Annotated in this window: 13 protein-coding genes, 3 tRNA genes, 1 pseudogene and 1 CRISPR repeat array; of the genes and pseudogenes, 4 read left to right on the forward strand and 13 right to left on the reverse strand. The window is 68.9% G+C overall.

Annotated elements, in window-relative coordinates; all coding sequences use genetic code 11:
* Window positions 1-5: 5 nt before the first annotated feature.
* The gene (manA, locus tag DVR05_RS04575) at window positions 6-1,196 is read right to left on the reverse strand and encodes a mannose-6-phosphate isomerase, class I (RefSeq protein ID WP_116244536.1); all 1,191 of its coding nucleotides are present in this window, start codon (window positions 1,194-1,196) and stop codon (window positions 6-8) included.
* Window positions 1,197-1,526: 330 nt separating this feature from the next.
* Window positions 1,527-2,078, reverse strand: a complete 552-nt coding sequence (locus DVR05_RS04580) for a TetR/AcrR family transcriptional regulator (protein ID WP_116244537.1) — start codon at window positions 2,076-2,078, stop codon at window positions 1,527-1,529.
* Between the two features lie 172 nt (window positions 2,079-2,250).
* Here DVR05_RS04580 and DVR05_RS04585 point away from each other — a divergent pair, with 172 nt between their 5' ends.
* Window positions 2,251-3,888: an MFS transporter gene (locus tag DVR05_RS04585; protein ID WP_116244538.1), complete on the forward strand. Its 1,638-nt coding sequence runs from the start codon at window positions 2,251-2,253 to the stop codon at window positions 3,886-3,888.
* Between the two features lie 258 nt (window positions 3,889-4,146).
* Here the strand turns inward: DVR05_RS04585 and DVR05_RS04590 are convergent, their stop codons facing one another.
* The gene (locus DVR05_RS04590; RefSeq protein ID WP_232831981.1) at window positions 4,147-5,343 is read right to left on the reverse strand and encodes a molybdopterin molybdotransferase MoeA; all 1,197 of its coding nucleotides are present in this window, start codon (window positions 5,341-5,343) and stop codon (window positions 4,147-4,149) included.
* A 215-nt stretch (window positions 5,344-5,558) separates the two neighbouring features.
* On the opposite strand from DVR05_RS04590, the gene DVR05_RS04595 reads away from it, so the two are divergent.
* The 3 genes from DVR05_RS04595 (at window position 5,559) to DVR05_RS04605 (ending at window position 5,829) form a co-directional block, all read left to right on the forward strand.
* A tRNA-Gly gene (locus DVR05_RS04595) sits at window positions 5,559-5,631 on the forward strand.
* 36 nt (window positions 5,632-5,667) lie between these two features.
* Window positions 5,668-5,738 (forward strand) — tRNA-Cys (locus DVR05_RS04600).
* A gap of 14 nt (window positions 5,739-5,752) precedes the next feature.
* A tRNA-Val gene (locus DVR05_RS04605) sits at window positions 5,753-5,829 on the forward strand.
* 281 nt (window positions 5,830-6,110) lie between these two features.
* Here DVR05_RS04605 and DVR05_RS04610 read toward each other — a convergent pair.
* The 10 genes and pseudogenes from DVR05_RS04610 to DVR05_RS04650 form a co-directional block, all read right to left on the reverse strand.
* A pseudogene (locus DVR05_RS04610) lies at window positions 6,111-6,290 on the reverse strand (BldC family transcriptional regulator); the annotation flags it as partial.
* Window positions 6,291-6,307: 17 nt separating this feature from the next.
* A CRISPR array of direct repeats spans window positions 6,308-7,312; the repeat unit is 29 nt; unit sequence CGGTCCATCCCCGCGTCTGCGGGGCTCAC.
* Window positions 7,313-7,351: 39 nt separating this feature from the next.
* Entirely contained in the window at window positions 7,352-7,690 is a 339-nt protein-coding gene (gene cas2e, locus DVR05_RS04615; RefSeq protein WP_116244540.1) for a type I-E CRISPR-associated endoribonuclease Cas2e, read from the reverse strand.
* The gene (gene cas1e, locus DVR05_RS04620; RefSeq protein WP_116244541.1) at window positions 7,690-8,712 is read right to left on the reverse strand and encodes a type I-E CRISPR-associated endonuclease Cas1e; all 1,023 of its coding nucleotides are present in this window, start codon (window positions 8,710-8,712) and stop codon (window positions 7,690-7,692) included. Before cas1e ends, cas2e begins: the two co-directional genes overlap by 1 nt.
* Window positions 8,709-9,410: a type I-E CRISPR-associated protein Cas6/Cse3/CasE gene (cas6e, locus tag DVR05_RS04625; RefSeq protein WP_116244542.1), complete on the reverse strand. Its 702-nt coding sequence runs from the start codon at window positions 9,408-9,410 to the stop codon at window positions 8,709-8,711. Before cas6e ends, cas1e begins: the two co-directional genes overlap by 4 nt.
* A complete protein-coding gene (gene cas5e / locus DVR05_RS04630) occupies window positions 9,395-10,192 on the reverse strand; it encodes a type I-E CRISPR-associated protein Cas5/CasD (RefSeq protein ID WP_116244543.1) in 798 nt (265 codons plus the stop codon). The genes cas6e and cas5e overlap by 16 nt, the downstream gene beginning before the upstream one ends.
* A complete protein-coding gene (gene cas7e, locus DVR05_RS04635) occupies window positions 10,189-11,334 on the reverse strand; it encodes a type I-E CRISPR-associated protein Cas7/Cse4/CasC (RefSeq protein ID WP_116244544.1) in 1,146 nt (381 codons plus the stop codon). The genes cas5e and cas7e overlap by 4 nt, the downstream gene beginning before the upstream one ends.
* A gap of 5 nt (window positions 11,335-11,339) precedes the next feature.
* Window positions 11,340-12,092, reverse strand: coding sequence for a type I-E CRISPR-associated protein Cse2/CasB (gene casB, locus DVR05_RS04640; RefSeq protein ID WP_116244545.1), 753 nt, complete (start codon window positions 12,090-12,092; stop codon window positions 11,340-11,342).
* A complete protein-coding gene (gene casA, locus DVR05_RS04645) occupies window positions 12,089-13,690 on the reverse strand; it encodes a type I-E CRISPR-associated protein Cse1/CasA (protein WP_116244546.1) in 1,602 nt (533 codons plus the stop codon). The genes casB and casA overlap by 4 nt, the downstream gene beginning before the upstream one ends.
* A 258-nt stretch (window positions 13,691-13,948) precedes the next feature.
* The gene (locus tag DVR05_RS27705; RefSeq protein WP_255422988.1) at window positions 13,949-14,074 is read right to left on the reverse strand and encodes a hypothetical protein; all 126 of its coding nucleotides are present in this window, start codon (window positions 14,072-14,074) and stop codon (window positions 13,949-13,951) included.
* Between the two features lie 125 nt (window positions 14,075-14,199).
* Window positions 14,200-17,052: a CRISPR-associated endonuclease Cas3'' gene (locus tag DVR05_RS04650; protein ID WP_116244547.1), complete on the reverse strand. Its 2,853-nt coding sequence runs from the start codon at window positions 17,050-17,052 to the stop codon at window positions 14,200-14,202.
* Window positions 17,053-17,396: the final 344 nt, after the last annotated feature.

The raw sequence follows: 17,396 nt of genomic DNA on the forward strand, positions 1-17,396 counted from the left end.
GAGCGTCAACGGCCCTGGTCGCCCACGGTGGCCGCGACGACGTGGCCGTGCCCCTCCACCTTGATCGGCCCGTTGTCGGCCCGCACGAACACCGATTCGCCGCGCTGGAGGGTGATCCCGCGGCCGACCTCGGCCACCAGCTCGACCTCGCCGTGCAGCGCCAGCACCACGGTCGGCCCCTCGCCGGGCAGGTGGGCGGCCACCCGGCCGGGGCCGATCTCGTGGAGGGCGAACTCGGGCGCGGCCGGACGGAACTCGCGGCGTCCGTCCAGGAGGCGGGGGCGGGAGTAGGGGATCGGCAGAACCGAGAAGTCCACCACGTCCAACAGCTCGGGGGCGTCGACGTGCTTGCAGGTGAGCCCGGCCCGCAGCACGTTGTCGGAGCTGGCCATGACCTCCACGGCCGTGCCCCGCAGGTAGGCGTGCATGTTCCCGGCGGGCAGGAAGAGCGCCTGTCCGGGCCAGAGGGTGACGCGGTTGAGCAGCAGGGCGGCCACGGCGCCGGGGTCGCCCGGGTAGCGGTCCGCCAGGTCGGTGAGGATCCCCGCGTGCGCGCCGCGCCCCCCGCGGGCCGACCATTCGGCGACGAACTCGCCGATCAGCCTCCCCCGGTCCGCCGCGGGCAGCGTGAGCAGGCGGGTGAGGGCCGAGCGCAGGGCGTCGCCGGCGTCGGGGGCGGCGAGGTCGTCGCGCAGCAGTCGGGCCAGCGCGCAGTCCAGCCCCTCCAGGTCGGCGCGGGCGGCGGCGGGTTCGCGGAAGCCGCACAGCGCCTCGAAGGGCTCCAGGGCCAGGAGGAGCTCGGGTTTGTGGTGGGGATCGCGGTAGTTGCGGTGCGGCGCGTCGAGGGGGATGCCCGCGCGCTCCTCGGCGTCGTGGCCCGATCGCGCGCGTTCGGCGTCCGGGTGCACCTGGAGGGACAGGGGCGCCTCGGCGGCCAGGAACTTCAGCAGGAAGGGGAGGCGGGGTCCGAAGCGTTCGGCGGCCCGGCGGCCGAGGACGCGGTGGGGGTCGTCGGCGATGAGGCGGGGCAGGGGTCTGGGGCCTTCGTCACAGTGCGCGGTACTGGGTGCGCCGTGGTGGGCGCCCAACCACAGCTCGGCCTGGGGTGTGCCGTCGGGCTCGGTGCCCAGGAGCCGAGGAATCGCGGTTCGCGCGCCCCAGGCGTACGGCCGTACCTGGTTGGTGAGCCTGTGCATCGGCTCCCCGCCTTCCCGTCTGCGTGTTCTCACCCCGTGGACGCTCCGGCGAGGTGGGACCAGTCTCGCGAAGCACGGCGCCCGGGTCGACCTGGCGCACCCCACTCACTGAGGTAGTGCACACTTCACCTCGCCAGGTGGGCGGGCACCCGACGAGCGCGGGGCCCGGTTGCGGCTACGAAGTTACTGGCTAGTAAACCACGATCGGAGTCGTGTGAACAGCACCACACCGTTACCTCCCCCACACACTCCCGACACCTCCGCGGGCGGCGGACCCGTGTCGGTGATCCTTCCCGGACCGGGGCGCCGGACACCCGGCTCCGCGCCGGTTCAGCGGGGGCGACGCACCTTGTCGGAGGCCTCGACCAGGCGGTCGAACATCTGCTGGCGCAGCGCCGGGTCGGGCTGGGGCAGGCCGGCGATCGCGGCCATGTACAGCCCGTCGCCCGCGCGCAGGATGATCTCGGCCAGCACCGGGTCGGCGAGCTCCTCGTGCAGGAGTTCCCCCCACCGCGTGAAGAGGTTCTGGACCAGGCGGACGGCCTCCTCGGACAGGTCCTCCTGGCCGCGCAGGGCGGCGATGACGGACCAGTAGAGCTCGCGCTCCTCCGGGCTCTGCGGAAGCGAGGTGCGCAGGAACACGCGGACCACGCCCTCGCCGCCCTCCCGGGCCTCGCGGAACTCCTCCTCGGCGAGCACGCTCAGGCGGTCGATCAACCCCGTGAGCAGAGCGGACTTGGAGGGGAAGTGGTAGAGCAGGCCGCCCTTGGAGACCGAGGCCGCGCGCGCGACCGCCTCCAGGGTCACCGCGGTGTAGCCCTCGTTGATGAGGATGTCCTGGAGCGCGTCGAGGATGCGGTCACGGGTGTTCGATGTGTTCACGATTGACACTGTACCGGCTGGACGGTACTGTACCGTCTGGACGGTTTAAGAATCCCGGAGTGTGCCTCCGGTCGATCACCCTCCCCCGTCGGCCCGGAACCCCTGGTCCCGTCCGGCGGCACCGCGCCCCCGATCCGTGCGGCGCGCCACCAACGAGTCGTAACGAGGAAAGATGAGTTTCGGCAAGGCCCGCCGCGGCCTGATCCCCACGCTCGGCCCCCGAGGGGCCGCCCCCGCGCTCGCGGGGCCGCGTGAGTGGGCCGCGCTCGCCGTTCTGGTCCTGCCCGTCGTCCTGATCTCCGTCGACATGACCGTGCTCGGGTTCGCGGTCCCCCAACTGAGCGAGGAACTGCGGCCCAGCGCGGGCCAGCTGCTGTGGATCATCGACATCTACGGCTTCATCCTGGCCGGACTGCTGATCACCATGGGGTCCCTGGGGGACCGCGTCGGCCGCCGCCGACTCCTGCTGGTCGGCTCCGCGGCCTTCGGCGGCGCGTCCCTGCTGGCCGCGTTCGCGCCCACACCCGAGGTGCTCGTCGTGGCCCGCGCCCTGCTGGGCGTGGCGGGCGCGTCACTGATGCCCTCGACCCTGTCCCTGCTGCGCAACACCTTCCTCGACGCGCGCCAGCGCCTGCTGGCCATCGCCATCTGGGCGTCGGGGTTCTCCGCCGGAGCCGCGCTCGGCCCGATCCTGGGCGGATGGCTGCTGGAGCACTTCTTCTGGGGTTCGGTCTTCCTCATCAACCTGCCGGTGATGGCGCTGATCCTGGTGTTCGTGCCGATCCTGGTCCGCGGGTCGCGCGACCCGCGCCCGGGCCGGATGGACCTGCCCAGCGTCGCGCTGTCGATGGCGACGATGCTGCCCGCCGTGTACGGGATCAAGAAGCTCGCCACGGAGGGGATCACGGTGGTTCCGGCCGTGTCCCTGGTGTTCGGCCTGGTCCTCGGCGCCGTGTTCGTCCGGCGACAGCTGGTCCTGAAGGACCCGCTCATCGACGTGGACCTGTTCCGGTCGCGGGTGTTCAGCGTGGCGGTCGTCACGAACCTGATGATCGTGTTCTCGCTGGTCGCGTCGTTGTTCTTCCTCACGCAGTACCTCCAGTTGGTGCTGGGGGTGTCGCCGATGCGCGCGGGGTACGTGCTGCTGCCGGGCCTGGTGCTGTCGGTGCTGGCGAGCTTCGTCGCCGTGCGGGCCGCCCGTCGGCTCAGCCTGGCGACGGTGATCGGTTCGGCCCTCGTGGTGACCGCGGCCGGGTTCGCGGTACTCGTGCTCACCTCCGAGCACGACACCGCCACCGGCGTGGCGGTCGTGGCCCTGGGCTTCGGCCTGATCGCCACCGGCGCCGGTTTCGCCGAGACCCTGACCAACGGGGCGATCATGTCGGCCGCCCCGCCACAGCGCGCCGGCGCGGCCTCGGCGATCTCCGAGACCGCCTACGAGCTGGGCGGCGCGCTCGGCGTCGCGGTGCTGGGCAGCGTGCTGACCGGGTTCTACCAGTCCGGTCTGACCAGGGTCGAGGGTGTTCCCGCGCCCAGCATGGAGCAGGCGGGGCAGACCCTGGGCGGGGCCGCCAACGCCGCGGCCGGCCTGGGTGGGACCGCCGGCGCCGACCTGTTGGACGCGGCGCGGACCGCGTTCACGGGCGGGATGCACGTGACGAGCGTCATCGCCGCGTTGATCGTGCTGGCCGCGGCCGTCCAGGCGTGGGTGCTCCTGCGCCGGGAGACCGGCCCGGCCATGACGGGCCAGCGGGACGGGACCGACGCGTCGGCCGCGGAGCCACGCGAGCAGGAGCGGTCGCGCGGATAGGCCGTGTTCCTTGGGTCCTCCGCTTCGCTTCGGACCGTGTTCGGGCGCCCCAACGGCCAGGGATGCTTCATCCTCGGCCACGCCTGACGCTCGTTCCTCGCTCGCGGCTCGCCTCGTCTTGCAGCACCCTGGCGGCACCCGAACGACACCCCTTCGGGTGACCGTTCCAGAAACAGGCCCTAGCCGGACAGGCGTCGGCCCCGGGGAGGGTTCCCCGGGGCCGACGCCTGTCCGGGGCCGGTGGTGCCCCGTGACCGGTCAGGGCAGGCGGAGGAGTTCCACGTCGGAACCGCACCAACCCGGCGGCACCACGGCGTAGGCGTCGGCGATCGCGGCCCCGCGCAGGCTGCCCGGCCGGTCGTGGCCCACCGGGAGGGCGCATCCGTCACACACGCGCACGGGGACGAGACGGGTGTCGCGGTGGTGCGGACACACGTCACCCTCCAGGGGCACCCGGGCGGCGTCCCGGCTCGGGTCCGGCCGCTCCGCCAGGGCGCTGACCAGGGGGACCAGGAGGGTGAGCGCCGCGACGAGGGCGGCACCGGGGTTGCCCGGCAGGCCCACGAACGCGGTGCCGCCGGCGTGCGCGAGCACCTGGGGGTGGCCTGGTCGGCAGGCGACGCCGTCCACGACGACCTCGGCGCCGAGGTCGGCCAGGACCGCTCGGACGTGGTCGGCGGGCCCCTTCGACGACGAGCCGCACACGGCGACCACGTCGGCGCCCGTCCCGGTGACGGCCGCGCGCAGCGCCCGCCGGTCGTCGCCCAGGCGGCGCACCCGTACGACCCGCGCCCCCGCCCACCGGGCGACCCCCGGCAGAACGGGGCCGATGGCGTCGCGCACGGTGCCCTCCCCCGGCAGTCCGGAGTCGGTGACCTCGTCGCCGGTGACGATCACGGCCACCCGGGGCTGGCGGACGGGCAGGGTCTCGTGGCCGAGGCTGGCGGCCAGGCCGAGCGCGGCCGGAGTGACCACGGCACCCCGTGTGAGAACGGTCTCACCCGGCGCGATCTCCTCACCCGACCAGCGCACGTGTCGCCCCGGCGTGACATCGCCCCCGACCCGGCCCGGCGCGAGCGTCGCCCGTTCGTAGGGCAGGACCGCCTCGGTGCCCTTGGGCACGTGGGCGCCGGTGGCGATCTCGACGGCCTCACCGGGGCGCAGCCCGTCGCGCGACGCCGGCGCCCCAGCCAACCGGGTGCCGACCAGCCGCCAGGGCCCCTCCCCCGCCACCGCGTAGCCGTCCATGGCCGAGGCGTCGTAGGCGGGCAGGCCGACCAGGGCGCGCACGTCGTCGCCGAGGACGGCGCCCAGGGCCTCCTCCAGCGGGACCTCGCGCGGGGCGAGGGCGAGTTCGAGGCCGAGGCGGCGCGCCGTCTCCCGGGCCTCCCGCCACGACCGCTGTGCGCCGTGTCCCGGGTCTCCGTCCGTGGGGACGCCCCCGGTCCCGTCCATGCCGCCTCCCCCGTCGTTCGCGCAGGTGCTTCCCATTGTTCACCCCTCGGTGTGACGCGGACGTTAACCGCCGCTCACGCGGGCGGCGCGGGCGCCGACGAGGGGCCGCGCACCGGTCGCGCGCTGGACCGATTTGCCGTCTGCCGACTTTCCGCTAGAGTTCTTACCAGCAGCACGGCGGGGGCCGCGGAAACGGGGCCCGGGCCGAGCGGCAAGCGGACGTGGCTCAGTTGGTAGAGCATCACCTTGCCAAGGTGAGGGTCGCGGGTTCGAATCCCGTCGTCCGCTCGGAGGAGACGCGGGGCCTCGTGCTCCGCGTGTCTCGGTGGAGTGGCCGAGAGGCGAGGCAGCGGCCTGCAAAGCCGTCTACACGGGTTCAAATCCCGTCTCCACCTCCCATGCTTCACACGGGCGGTTAGCTCAGTTGGTTAGAGCGCTACCTTGACACGGTAGAGGTCACAGGTTCGAATCCTGTATCGCCCACCAGCAACACCTTCGGAACGGGCTCCCGCGGGAGCCCGTTTTCGTCGTGTCCAGGCGCTCTGGCGCCAGAACGAGGGCCTGCCGCGTTCCTGGCCCGTGGTCGACAGGCGACACCACCGAATCACTCCCGAACACGTAGCCCCCGTGCGCCCGGAGCAGGACTCCAGGCACACGGGATCATCGGATACGGCGTCGATCCCGGCGGCAGGGATCAGCGAAGCCGACCATGCAGTCGTTCCACGACCCGAGGCTTCAACCTCCGTCAGTCGCCAGACCCGTGGGGTTCCGTTCAGGAAGGAGCGCACCTCGGCCTCGCAGTAGCGGCGGTGGCCGCCCAGGGTGCGAAACGAACGCAGCTTTCCCGACCTGGCCCACCGCGTGACCGTCATGGGTGCCACGTGGAACATGACCACGACCTCGGCGGGGGCCAGCAGGGGCTCCGGCTCGCCGATCGGCGGGGACACGCCTGTCGGTACACCTGAGGTCCACCCCCGCGTCCGCCGGGCTCACTGTCGGTCGCCCTTGGAGGGACGGCCGCCCTTCGGTCCATCCCGGCGTCTGCGGGGCTCACGTGCCAGTGCGCGCTGCTCGGATGGTGTCGGCCGGTCCATCCCCGTGTCTGCGGGGCTCACCAGGTCATCTGCCACAACGCCACGTACGACATCGGTCCATCCCCGCGTCTGCGGGGCTCACCCGTCAGTGGCTACTACAGCCATCGCGAAAACCGGTCCATCCCCGCGTCTGCGGGGCTCACCCAGGAGGTCGCTCTCCTGGCCCGAAAGTCGTCGGTCCATCCCCGCGTCTGCGGGGCTCACGGCTGCTCGTCTTCGGCGGTGGTGCCCATGTCCGGTCCATCCCCGCGTCTGCGGGGCTCACCGGGTCGCCGGTCGCGATCTGGAGTGCGTTGGCGGTCCATCCCCGCGTCTGCGGGGCTCACCCCTCCGGGTCCGTGGGGGCCTGGTCGACGGCCGGTCCATCCCCGCGTCTGCGGGGCTCACTCAAGGGCGCTGGGAACGGTGTACGTGTCGCCCGGTCCATCCCCGCGTCTGCGGGGCTCACCAGGTCGTCGCTGAGGCCGGACACGGGGGGTTCGGTCCATCCCCGCGTCTGCGGGGCTCACGTCACCACCACCTCCGATGACGAACTGGACGGCGGTCCATCCCCGCGTCTGCGGGGCTCACGAAGTCGGCGCGGATACGGGCCCGCTCGTAGGCGGTCCATCCCCGCGTCTGCGGGGCTCACGAAGTCGGCGCGGATACGGGCCCGCTCGTAGGCGGTCCATCCCCGCGTCTGCGGGGCTCACGGCACCATCCACCGCCGGGTCTGCCCGTCCCGCGGTCCATCCCCGCGTCTGCGGGGCTCACTCGGCAGTAGGGGGCGGACCCTCCGGTGGGGGCGGTCCATCCCCGCGTCTGCGGGGCTCACACCTGCGGTCCCGCCGATTCGGCACCGGGCGTCGGTCCATCCCCGCGTCTGCGGGGCTCACAGCAAATGACCTGCAACAACACAGGACGTTATCTTCGCGTTATATTTCCTCAGGGGGAGGACTCGCCGTCGACGCGTCGTCCTCCTCGTCTGTGACTCCGATGAACCGAATGAGCTGGAGCCCATCGAAGTCGACGACCTCCCTGCGACTCTCCCCGGCCGTCTTCACGATGAACCTTTGCTCATTGTCGGTTGGGTGCGCGCAAACAGCAGACCCCTCCTCAACGGACTCGCTCACCAGCTCCCAGAGCCGGTCCCGGACGCGAGCCGCCATCGTGCCGACATACAGCCCTGCCTGTGGCTCGACCATCCAGCGGGTCAGTGCGCCACGGACATGTGGCGGAACCGCCGTCGTCGAGATCACGACCATTCCCGCCATCAGCCGGGCTCCTCTCCCAGATCGTCGAACGGAGACTCCAGGGGGCTCCCTGCCTGGTCTCCGTAGTTGACTCCCCCAGCTACCGCCCCACGCTGTGGGTCCCACAGGTCGACGACGCGCCAGCGTTTCGGGGCCTCCGCCTCGACTCCGGCCGCGTCAGGATCGAGCAGCAGTTGGATGTCACGGACGATCCGAGGGATCATCCGGTACAGCTTGAGCTCGCTGCGCAGTCTCCTCCTGGCAGCCGATTCGGGGTTCTCCGCGTCATGCAGAGAGAACGCCAAGGGGATCGTCGTCTCGGCTTTGTACAGGTCAGCGATGTCGTAGACGAACGAGTTCTGCTTACCGCTGTGCACGAACCCGAGCCCCGGATGACACCCCAGGTGCATCACCACCGAGTGCACCACGCCGTACAGGGCGGCGTTCGCGGAGGAGAGGGCCTTGTTCACCGGGTCCTGGTCGCCCCAGGACTCCGGGTTGTAGTTCCGCTTGAACGGTTTGAGCCGGTACTTGCTGGCCAGGCCCTGGTACAGGTTGCGCATGCGCCTGCCCTCCAGGGCACGGAGGGTCTCGATCGAGGTTCCCTCAGGCACCTCCTCGCCGAAACGGAGCTCGAACATGGCATGCGCCACGTCCAGCCGCTGCTCGTCGTCGGCGTAGGCACGGGCCTGGAGATCCATCCACTTGGCCGTCCGGTCGGGGGACGTCCAGCCGCCGTAGTGGAGGATGCCTCCGGAACCCGTACTGACGACCGTCGTGCCGTGTCGGAAGAGGGTCGCCATGGCCGACGACGTGATGGACGTTCCAGGCCCCAGGAGGAGGCATGCCAGCGCCGCCGTCGGGATGGGGACCCTGTGCACCACACCGGAGTCGGTCTCCGTCTCCGCGCACACTCCCGAGTCGGTCTGGACGATTCGCACGACGTCGGCGTACAAGAACGACAACCCGTCCGAGACTCTCGGCAACATCGCCAGGGTCGGACGCAGCAGCTCCTTCTTCGCGTTGCCTCTCCACGTGGTCATGACGCCTCTGCCCCCGCGCCACCGACTCGCACGTAGGCGAGACTCAGCATGCCGCAGCCGAAGACCTTGCCCCGCCCCACGCCATTCACCACCGCTTCTCTGAGCGGTTCGGCGTCACCGACTCGGGCCAGCCCATCGAAACGGACCGCCGGCATCCGAACCGCGCGCTTGCCCCGGTAGTCGATTCGCTCGTTGAGACGCGTCGCGGTCGCGCTGATCAGCTCCAGACCACTCTGGTCGGCCTTCTTCTCCCACCAGGCGTCAGCCGCCGCGCCGACCAGCGGAAGTTCGTGAGCGTCCGAACTCAGCCGTTCGCCGTTCCGCTTCCTCAGCTCGCGGGGCCTGTCGCTCTTTCCCAGTCGCTTCATGGGGCTGCCCACGATGCGGTACCTGACGACGTCCCCCTTGCTCAACCGGTCGAGCAGCGGTGACAGATCCCTGACCCCCGTGATGTCGAATCCTGACGGCAGGCGTTCCCCGCTCAGCTCGCAACGGCTCTGCACGAGCATGTGACGGCCTGCCCTGGTCTCCTCGACGCGAAAGAGCAGCCCGGCCTTCTGTCTCGGGGAGTCGATCCTGCTCCCACCCAGGCTCTCCTCGACCAACTTCATCAGGATCCGGTGTTGGTCGCCCGCGGTGGAGCGTCGGACGTCCCTCACCCGGTCATCGAGTTCGATCTTGGTCAGTTGGACTGGCATCGCCCTTCCCCCACGTATTTGAGGATGCGCCTGCGGTACTCGTCCGGGCCTCGGGTGAGTAGCGCTCCGGGAAGCCGTTCGAGGCCCGTGCTCACTGATCGGAAGCGGTAGACACGCGCCTGCCCGGCGAAACTGACCGGCACGTCGTTGAGAACCGCCACACTCCGGTCGCCTTCCTGATCCGCTGACGCCGTTTCCTCCACGAACGGGATCCGCACGCTGAGGGGTCTGCGGTCCTCACCCCACTCGATCCGTCCGCCCGTGCGCGGAGCGAGAGGCACTTCCTCTCGCAGTTTCCGTACCGGATCCTCCACCTGGGCGCGGAGCAACAGCGGTTCATCCGGGACATAGCCCCGCCTGCCGAGATACGGTGCCCAACGCGGTGACTCCAAAGCCGTGGCCACCTCCTCGGTGAGCCGTGAAGGGCCTTCGACAGCGACGGTGAACACCGCGTCAGACAGGTAGGAGCGGCGTGTGACGATCGTTCCCTGGCCTTCGGAACGCCGTTTGCCCTCCGCGGTCGGAACGCTCCGCCGAGCTGGCACCGCGCCTCCGATGGTGTGGAAGTCGACCATCCTCACGCCGGGCCGGTCGATGCGGATGGTGAACGTCAACGGCTCGTAGCGCTCAAGCAGCTGGGAACGATCACGTCCTTCAGCCGCCGCGAACATCCCGATCAGAGCCGAGCGCGTGGGGTGGTCGATGGTGTCGCGGTCACCGAAACTGCTGTGTTCCCCCCAGCTCTGCATCGGGCCGGTGAGCCGAATCAGCAGGCCGCTCACGTGTTCGCGTCCCCGGCCGTGCCACCGGCGTGCTCCAGAACGGAGCTGATGAGAGCGGGGTACGACTCGACTCGGCTCCCGAGGTTGGGCAGCTCCTTGTCCAGGTTGATGCCTGCGTGGAAGGCGGTGGAGGTGTCGTCCCACCAGACCCGGTTGAGCTGTTCGGCGTAGCTGTCCATCCTCGTCTGCGCTCGCGCGGTGAAGCCCGCAGTGGACTGGATCGGCTCTTCGAAGGCCGCGGCGTAGGACACGGGCCTGTCGGCGCGCACGCTGACGTGGACCAGGTCGGGCACCGTCTGGGCGCCCGTGGCGTTCTGTTTGCCGGTGGGGACGGTGGCGATGAATCCCCTGAGGAACTGGGCGACCAGTTCTCGTGCGGTCTCCTCGTCGCCGCCCAGGTTGTCGAGCAGCTGCGCCAGATTGATGTTGGCGTAGCGGTAGAACGTGCCCGAGCTGAACTCCCCGACGTTCATGTGGCCGCTGCCGTGGTCGTCTTCCCGGGGGATATCGTCGACCGCGGTGAAGAAGTCCGTCTCCACGGCCGTGCCGTGCACGGTGAACGCGTGCGCGAACTGGACGGCCCCGTCGACCTGCCCGCCCGGTAGTTCGGCGAGCATGCGCCCGAAGAGGTTGATGGTGCCGCTGCGTGACTTGAGGATCTGAGTGACCTCGTCTGCGGGAAGGACGCCCTGTTTCGAGGGCTTCTTCTTGGTCAACTCCTCTCCGATGGCCTCCGCGTACCCGGACGCCACGTCGGCGAGTTCGCTGATCGCGGCCTGGGGGAGGTAGAAGAGCACGGACGTGTCCTGCGCCTTGTCCTCCTGTCCCTTCTTCCGCGGCTCGAGCTTCATCCCGGCCGAGACGATGATCTGGCGCCCGGCCTCCTCCGCGGGGCCGTCATCCCATCCGCGCCCGCGCAGCTCTTCTGCCACAGCTCCGACCAGGCGCCTGGTCCGTACCGCGGGGTCGCCCAGACTCTTCTCCACCTCGTGGCGGATGACGCGCTTCCAACTCTGACTGGAGATCCGTGTGCGCTCATATCCCCCGAAAACCACCGTTTTGGGAGATCCCAGGTCGTCTCGGTTCGTGTTTGAGTACGGCAGGGTCTGGAGGGCGTGTACGTCGATGTAGGCGGCCTTCATGGGGGTCACTGCTCCTCGTCGTCGCCGGAGGCGGTGTCGCCGCCTTCTTGTCGCTTCTGCTTCTCTTCCTCGTGGAGATCCCGGTTGCGCGTGCGGTGGTAGGACTGCAGCCATTCCTTGGCGACCATGTCCCGCTCACCGCCCCATCGCGCCAGGTCTTCGATCAGCACCACCCAGTCGACGGGGACCTGGCGGGTCCGGGCTTGGCGTACCAGTGCTGGCAGGCGCTTGTGAATGCCTGCGAGGTCCAGGCGGCAGAGCCGGTGGAGCCTGCTCTCGGTCGTGTCGGCCTTGAGATCGCCTGTCCTGACCCCCCGCGCAAGCGAGGCCCCGAGGTTGAGTCGGCCGTTCTTCTCCCGTGGCGTCTGACCGTCGTCGGGGCCGGAGTCCTCGTTCGTGGCGCCGTCGGCACTCGGTTCGCTCTGCCCTTCGGATTCTTCCGAGTCGGCGGCCGCGTGTTCGTCAGCCGTGCCTTCGTCCCTCGCTGTGCGCGGTTGCGCGGCCAGGAGGGCGGCCACCCCGTAGAAGGCCCATTCCTCCGCCAGACCCTCGGGAAGATCGAGCGGTTCGCCGTGTGGGCCTCGAAGGCAGCTGTAGACCACACCGTGCGCCGGCCGGGCGGTCGGGTGGGTGGGCGGATGGCCCACCATCCTCCGGAGCACCGATCGGTCACCGGGGGAGGTGACGATCCGCTCCTGCAAAAGTGTCACCATCCGGTCGGCGAGGAAGCTGATCTCCCCACGCTCTCGTGTACTCATGATTCAGCGTCTTCCCGCTGTTGGGTCCATTGTCTGAAGAGTCGGCCACGGTGGTGTTCGATGACGCTCGCCGTCCTCGGTCTGGAGGCGTAGGCGTCCGTGACTTTTTCGAAGGCTCGGGCGGCCGCGAGGACGAAGTCGTTGCCGGGTGATTCGGCCGCACCGTCGAACGCGATCCGCCAGAAGATTCGCCCCGCCTCCGACCAGTACAGGGACATCCCCGGACGCAGCCAGGGCCCGGTTCCCGTATCCGCCTTGCGGGAGTCCCCGCCGCTCGGGCTGTTGCTCTCCTTCCAGGCGGCTTTGAGCGCGCTCTCCAGCCGCCGCCCAGCCCCTTCGGCGGAGGAGACGGACAGTCGGATCCTGCGCCGAGCTCGGTCCGCCTCCTCGGAGTCGGCGGCGCTGTTCTTGAGCCACCGCAGAACGGCGGGGGTCACGGCGGAGAACCACTGCCGGTCGCGGGTCTGGCCGTCCTGGTCGAAGCCGAAGGCCCGAACCCTCAGCGTGCGCTGCAGTTCCCGGGAGACGCCTTCGTACGAATTCCAGGTGTTGAACAGCGTGGGACGGCTCCGACCTGAACTCTCGTCGTCCCGCAGGAGGGCGTCCAGATCACGCCACACGGCGCGCGCGGCGTCCGCTGGCTTCCCGTAGCGCCTGCCCTCTTTGGAGGTCAGATAGATCTGGAAGGGGTCGGTCGGCGGTGACCACGCCTCACGGAACTCCTTGGTGATACGGAACCCCCAGGTGATGGTGGCGTCGATGACGCTCCGGCCGTCGTCGGAGGGGTGGAGGAGAACCGCGTGACGGTACTGGTTGGTGAGGACCCCGGCCAGCCCCGTGGCCTCGGGGGGAAGGCCGGTCGGGTCGTCGAGCTCGTCCCTCTCCCACGGCGCTTCGTCGGGTGCGCCCTTCCCGGGATAGGGGATGTTCATGACCAGGCTGGTGAAGAGGTTCTCCCCGAGAGGGTGGAACGACAGCGATGACCGCAACGGCCCCGCCGACGTGTCCGCCTTGTTGACTCCGTCGACGACTCGCGCGGTGCAGCGCCCCGAGGGCCCGTAGTAGACCGTGGCGATCAGATGCTGGACCGCGATGTCCGGCGTGATGGGTTCGGGGGCGAGGTCGGTGGCATGGCCTCCCAGCCACACTTGGTTGTTGCCCGCGCTGCGGCCCCAGCACAGTTTGTTGACACCAGAGGTGGACTTGCACTGTTCAGCAAGGCGGGGGTCTTGGAGCCAGGGCCGCCCGCCAGCTCCGAAAAGGTCGAAGCGTTCCGCGTAGTCGTCGAAGTAGGCTTCGATCTCGTCGGCATCGAATCTCCCCGCTCGGAGCACCTCCAGCCTTCGCTCGGCCCACTCCCTCGAGTTGTCGGCCTCATCAAGTTCGGTGACGCGCGCGGTGATCAGGGCGAGAATGCGCCACAGGCCCGCCGAGGCCGGAGGTAAGGGGAGCTCCACGTCCGCGATGCTGTGGGATGACAGGAAGAGTTCACGCAGCCCCACGCGTTCGGGTTGGTGTTCACCGTCGTCGGCTGGAGCGCTGTCCAGCCACCGCACGGGCAGCCAAGGCTCTTCGTCGAGCCGATAGGAAGCCGTCATGGCCTCTCGTTCTCCGTCCCTACGCACCCGATTGTCAAGGCAACAGCCGTGACCTGCTATGTTGTCCTATCAATGGCTTCATCCACGCCTTGCTCACGTTGAACGAGTCCGCCTGGATTCAGCCCTCAGAGCCCCGCGCACGCGGGGATGGACCGCTGGCTGACGCAGGCAGAGCCAGGTCTACACTCATTGTCCCCACGGAAGTGGGGAAGCCGGCGGCCCCAACAGGGCCGCCCAGCCCGTCGCGGTCCAGCAGGCTCAGACCGAGATCAGGCCGTCGAGCCATGCTCCCTGGCCAACTGCCAGCACTGCGATGACGATCAAAATGACACGGAGAGAGCCTCGCAGCTCGTCCCCCCTCAGAGTGATGCTGAACTCGCTCATGCACGTCCTCCCAAAGCTGGCTGACGCTTGGCGCGCCAACACATCTCCTGCATTGCGCGCCACTGTACCAGCACTCAGGGCCTCCCTCTGCACTTCCAAGACACCGCAAATAAGACAAATAGGATTTAACTCCACATAAGTCCTTTTTCTTTATGCAGCGCCCAGGATCGATCACCGACCTCACCCTCTTCGACAGTTCCGTCGGCTTTCACGTACTGCGGGATCATGATCAACTCACGGAGCCTGAAGTCCTTCCGCCACGCCTGCGGCAGGTCCGCTTCACGCGCTTTCTGCGGCGGCACCCACTGCCCGCCTCTCACGGGGATGGTCCTGCAGATCACCTGCGCCAGGTCGGCCTCGGTGAACGCCCCCTCCGGTCCCGCCCCACGCTCAGGGAGTGGGACCGTACACTCTCGGTCCAGCCAGGTTTCGCCCCTCGCGTCCTTGAAGCAGCAGAGGACGCGAACCGAGTCGGCGTCGAACCGGGTGGACGCCGCTTCCTCGTCCACACCGAACGACCCGGCCGTGAGCTCGTACAGACCCCCACTCAGATCATCTGGTGACACGAACATGTCCTTCGCCAGGGTCCGCATGCCCATGTCCTTGCCGAGGCGGTCGATGTCGTGCTTCATGTCATCGATGAGACCGGGGTCCTCGTACACCCGCTCCACAAGCTTCTGAACGTCTCCAGGAACCTCGACGGGCCTACCTTCCCGTTCAAGCAGGAGGTTCTGCGTCCGCACCAGCAGAGAGGCGGCGTAGACGAACGTCCACACTTCAGGCATCCTCGACTTGGTCGGCTGCTCCGGGGCGAGAACGGCCACGCGCGGACGCTGCGCCCAAGCCGGACGGGTGATCACACCCAGACGCTCATGCCGCCAGCACCGCCCAGCTCGTTGCAGTAGAAGCGAGATCGGCGCGAGATCGGTGACGATCGAATCAAAGTCGAGATCGAGACTCTGCTCAATGATCTGCGTCGCAACGAGGATCGCTGATTTCGGACGGTTCTTGCCCGCGTCCTTCTTACCGAAGAATCGGACCACCTTCTCCGTGATCTCGTCCCGCTGCCATCCTGGGAACCTCGCGTGCAGCAGAAGCAGCTCCGGACGTTCCGCCGGGTCGGGGAACCGTTCGTGCAATACGCCGTCGAGCAGGTCATACGTCTCCTGGGCCTCGGCGACCGTGGTACAGATGACCGCCGCACACCCTTTCCCAGAGGAGAGCAGGCCAGCGAGCTCGTCCTTCAGAGCACCGGCACGGTCCACCCTGCGCTCCCAACCGCTTCCCTCCTGTGGGACGGGGACCAGGTCGAGGTGGAGCGGATCGCGTTCCTCACCAAGAATCGGTTCGGGGTTTCGTGTGATGGTGCCCGTGCCGGTGTCCGCGTAGATCCACCCCGGATAGTCGATGCTGTCCACGGCGGGCGCGGAGGGTGCGGACTTCCTCCGTCTGCGGCCGAGCCTGGTGCGGCGACGTTTGCCCGCGCCCTCGAGGTAAGCGGTGGCATAGGCGTCCGCGACCGTCCGGTGCAGGGTCGCCGACAGGAGGATCACGGGAACGTTCAGCTTCCCCAGCCACCTGAGAAGCCGCTCAAGCCCCTCCTGCATGTAAGGGTCGACCGCGTGTGCCTCGTCAACGACGACGACTTTCCCGATGAGGCCGAGAAGCCGGACCACGTTGTGCCTGAGCCTGAGCACAGCCATGAGGATCTGGTCGATGGTTCCCACAGACCAGGACGCCAGGAGGCCCCGCTTGCGGCCGAACAGCCAGTCGGTGACCTTGAACCCCTGACCGTCCGGCCCTGAGGTCAGAACGGTTGACTGCGCGGTTTCGAGCACCCCTGGGTGGTAGTCCTCATTGAGCCAGGCCATGGAGTGCAGCAGAGTCAGGGGACGTGGGACGTCCGCTCTGTGTTCGGCGTATCCGCGAAGCCTGTCGTACATCTGGTCCGCCGTCGCCATCGTGGGCAGCGCGATGTAGCGTCCCGGGCACCCCGCCGCGTAGCCCATGATGTCCGCCGCGTGGAACGCCGCTTCCGTCTTTCCCATCCCCGTCGGCGCGGTGATGAGCAGCAGTCCCGCACCGGTGCACACCTGGGGTAGGTGCTCGGCGACGGAGGTCTGCAAGCCGTTGGGCGTGGTGATCTCGGGAAACGATTCCGGGAAGGTCGCGGGCGTGGTGGTCAGCGGTCGCAGGCCGGAGTCATCCAGCAGCTTCGGGGTAATGGACCTCTGACGCTCGAAGTAGGACCGCAGGCTCACCTTGTCCCCCACCTTGGGCTTGTGGGGTTTCTGGGCGAGAACGTGTCGCTTCTGGCTGACGAGCCAGTCGGAGAGGATGACCAGCCCGCAGACAACACCGGCGATCGGCTCTGGGAGAGTCTCAGGGGCCTGAGGTTTGCCGAGAAGTTCTGTGAGCGTGTGCAGGATCTGCCAGCGTTGATCGTTCCACCGGTCCTCGTCGAAACCGGCATCGCGGAGAGGGTTGTTGCCTTGGGAATCGAAGAACTCCGGGAACAGGCCGTGGTGTCCGCCGAGGAGTTGCGCGACGAGCAGAGTACTCGCGCCCGGCTCATCGGTCAGGGGGTAGCCGACCTGCGGAAGCGCTGTTTCCAGCCAGCGGGCGGTGGCGGTGGCGTGGCCTACGCGTTCGGCGAGGTCCCGCTGAGTCGGGTAGGCGGGGAGGTCGATGGGGATCTGGTGCTGGAACTGTGGAGTGGCTTTCCCGATGTCGTGCAGGCCAGCCCAGTAGGCGATGAGGCGACCTGCCTGTTCGGCATCGACGCCTAACGCACTGGAGATCGTGGCGCGCGGGCCGGGGGCCAGATACTCCTCCCACAGTGCGAGCGCCATCGCGGCCGCATCCATAGCGTGACACACGAGCGGGTGGCGATAGCCTCCGAGGTCGCGCTCCTTGGCCCACAGGCGTAGGTCGACCAGGTGTTCGGGCGCCGTCGAAGGACCGAACGGATACGCCATAAGTTCCCCTTCACATCAGACCCGTAGCGCGTGGGCAACAGTAGACGGCAGGTCTGACAACATCTGACGCCGAAGCGGTCAGGCGTGCGCTTGTCGCGTCCTCAGAACTCACACACTGCAGGGGCCGGTGAGTTGGCTCATCCCCGCGTCTGCGGGGCTCACCCAGGAACCGCCCCTGGGCGGGGAACCGGGCCGGTCCATCCCCGCGTTCGCGGGGCTCACGACCCGGCCCGGTACGAGCCGGACCCGGTCCACGGTCCATCCCCGCGTTCGCGGGGCTCCCCTCAGTGTCAGGCTCAAGCGGGACACACGGGGATAACCTTCACTAACCGACACAAGCAGGG

It is taken from the genome of Nocardiopsis sp. FIRDI 009, from assembly GCF_003386285.1.
In the GTDB taxonomy this organism is placed as follows: Bacteria; Actinomycetota; Actinomycetes; order Streptosporangiales; family Streptosporangiaceae; genus Nocardiopsis.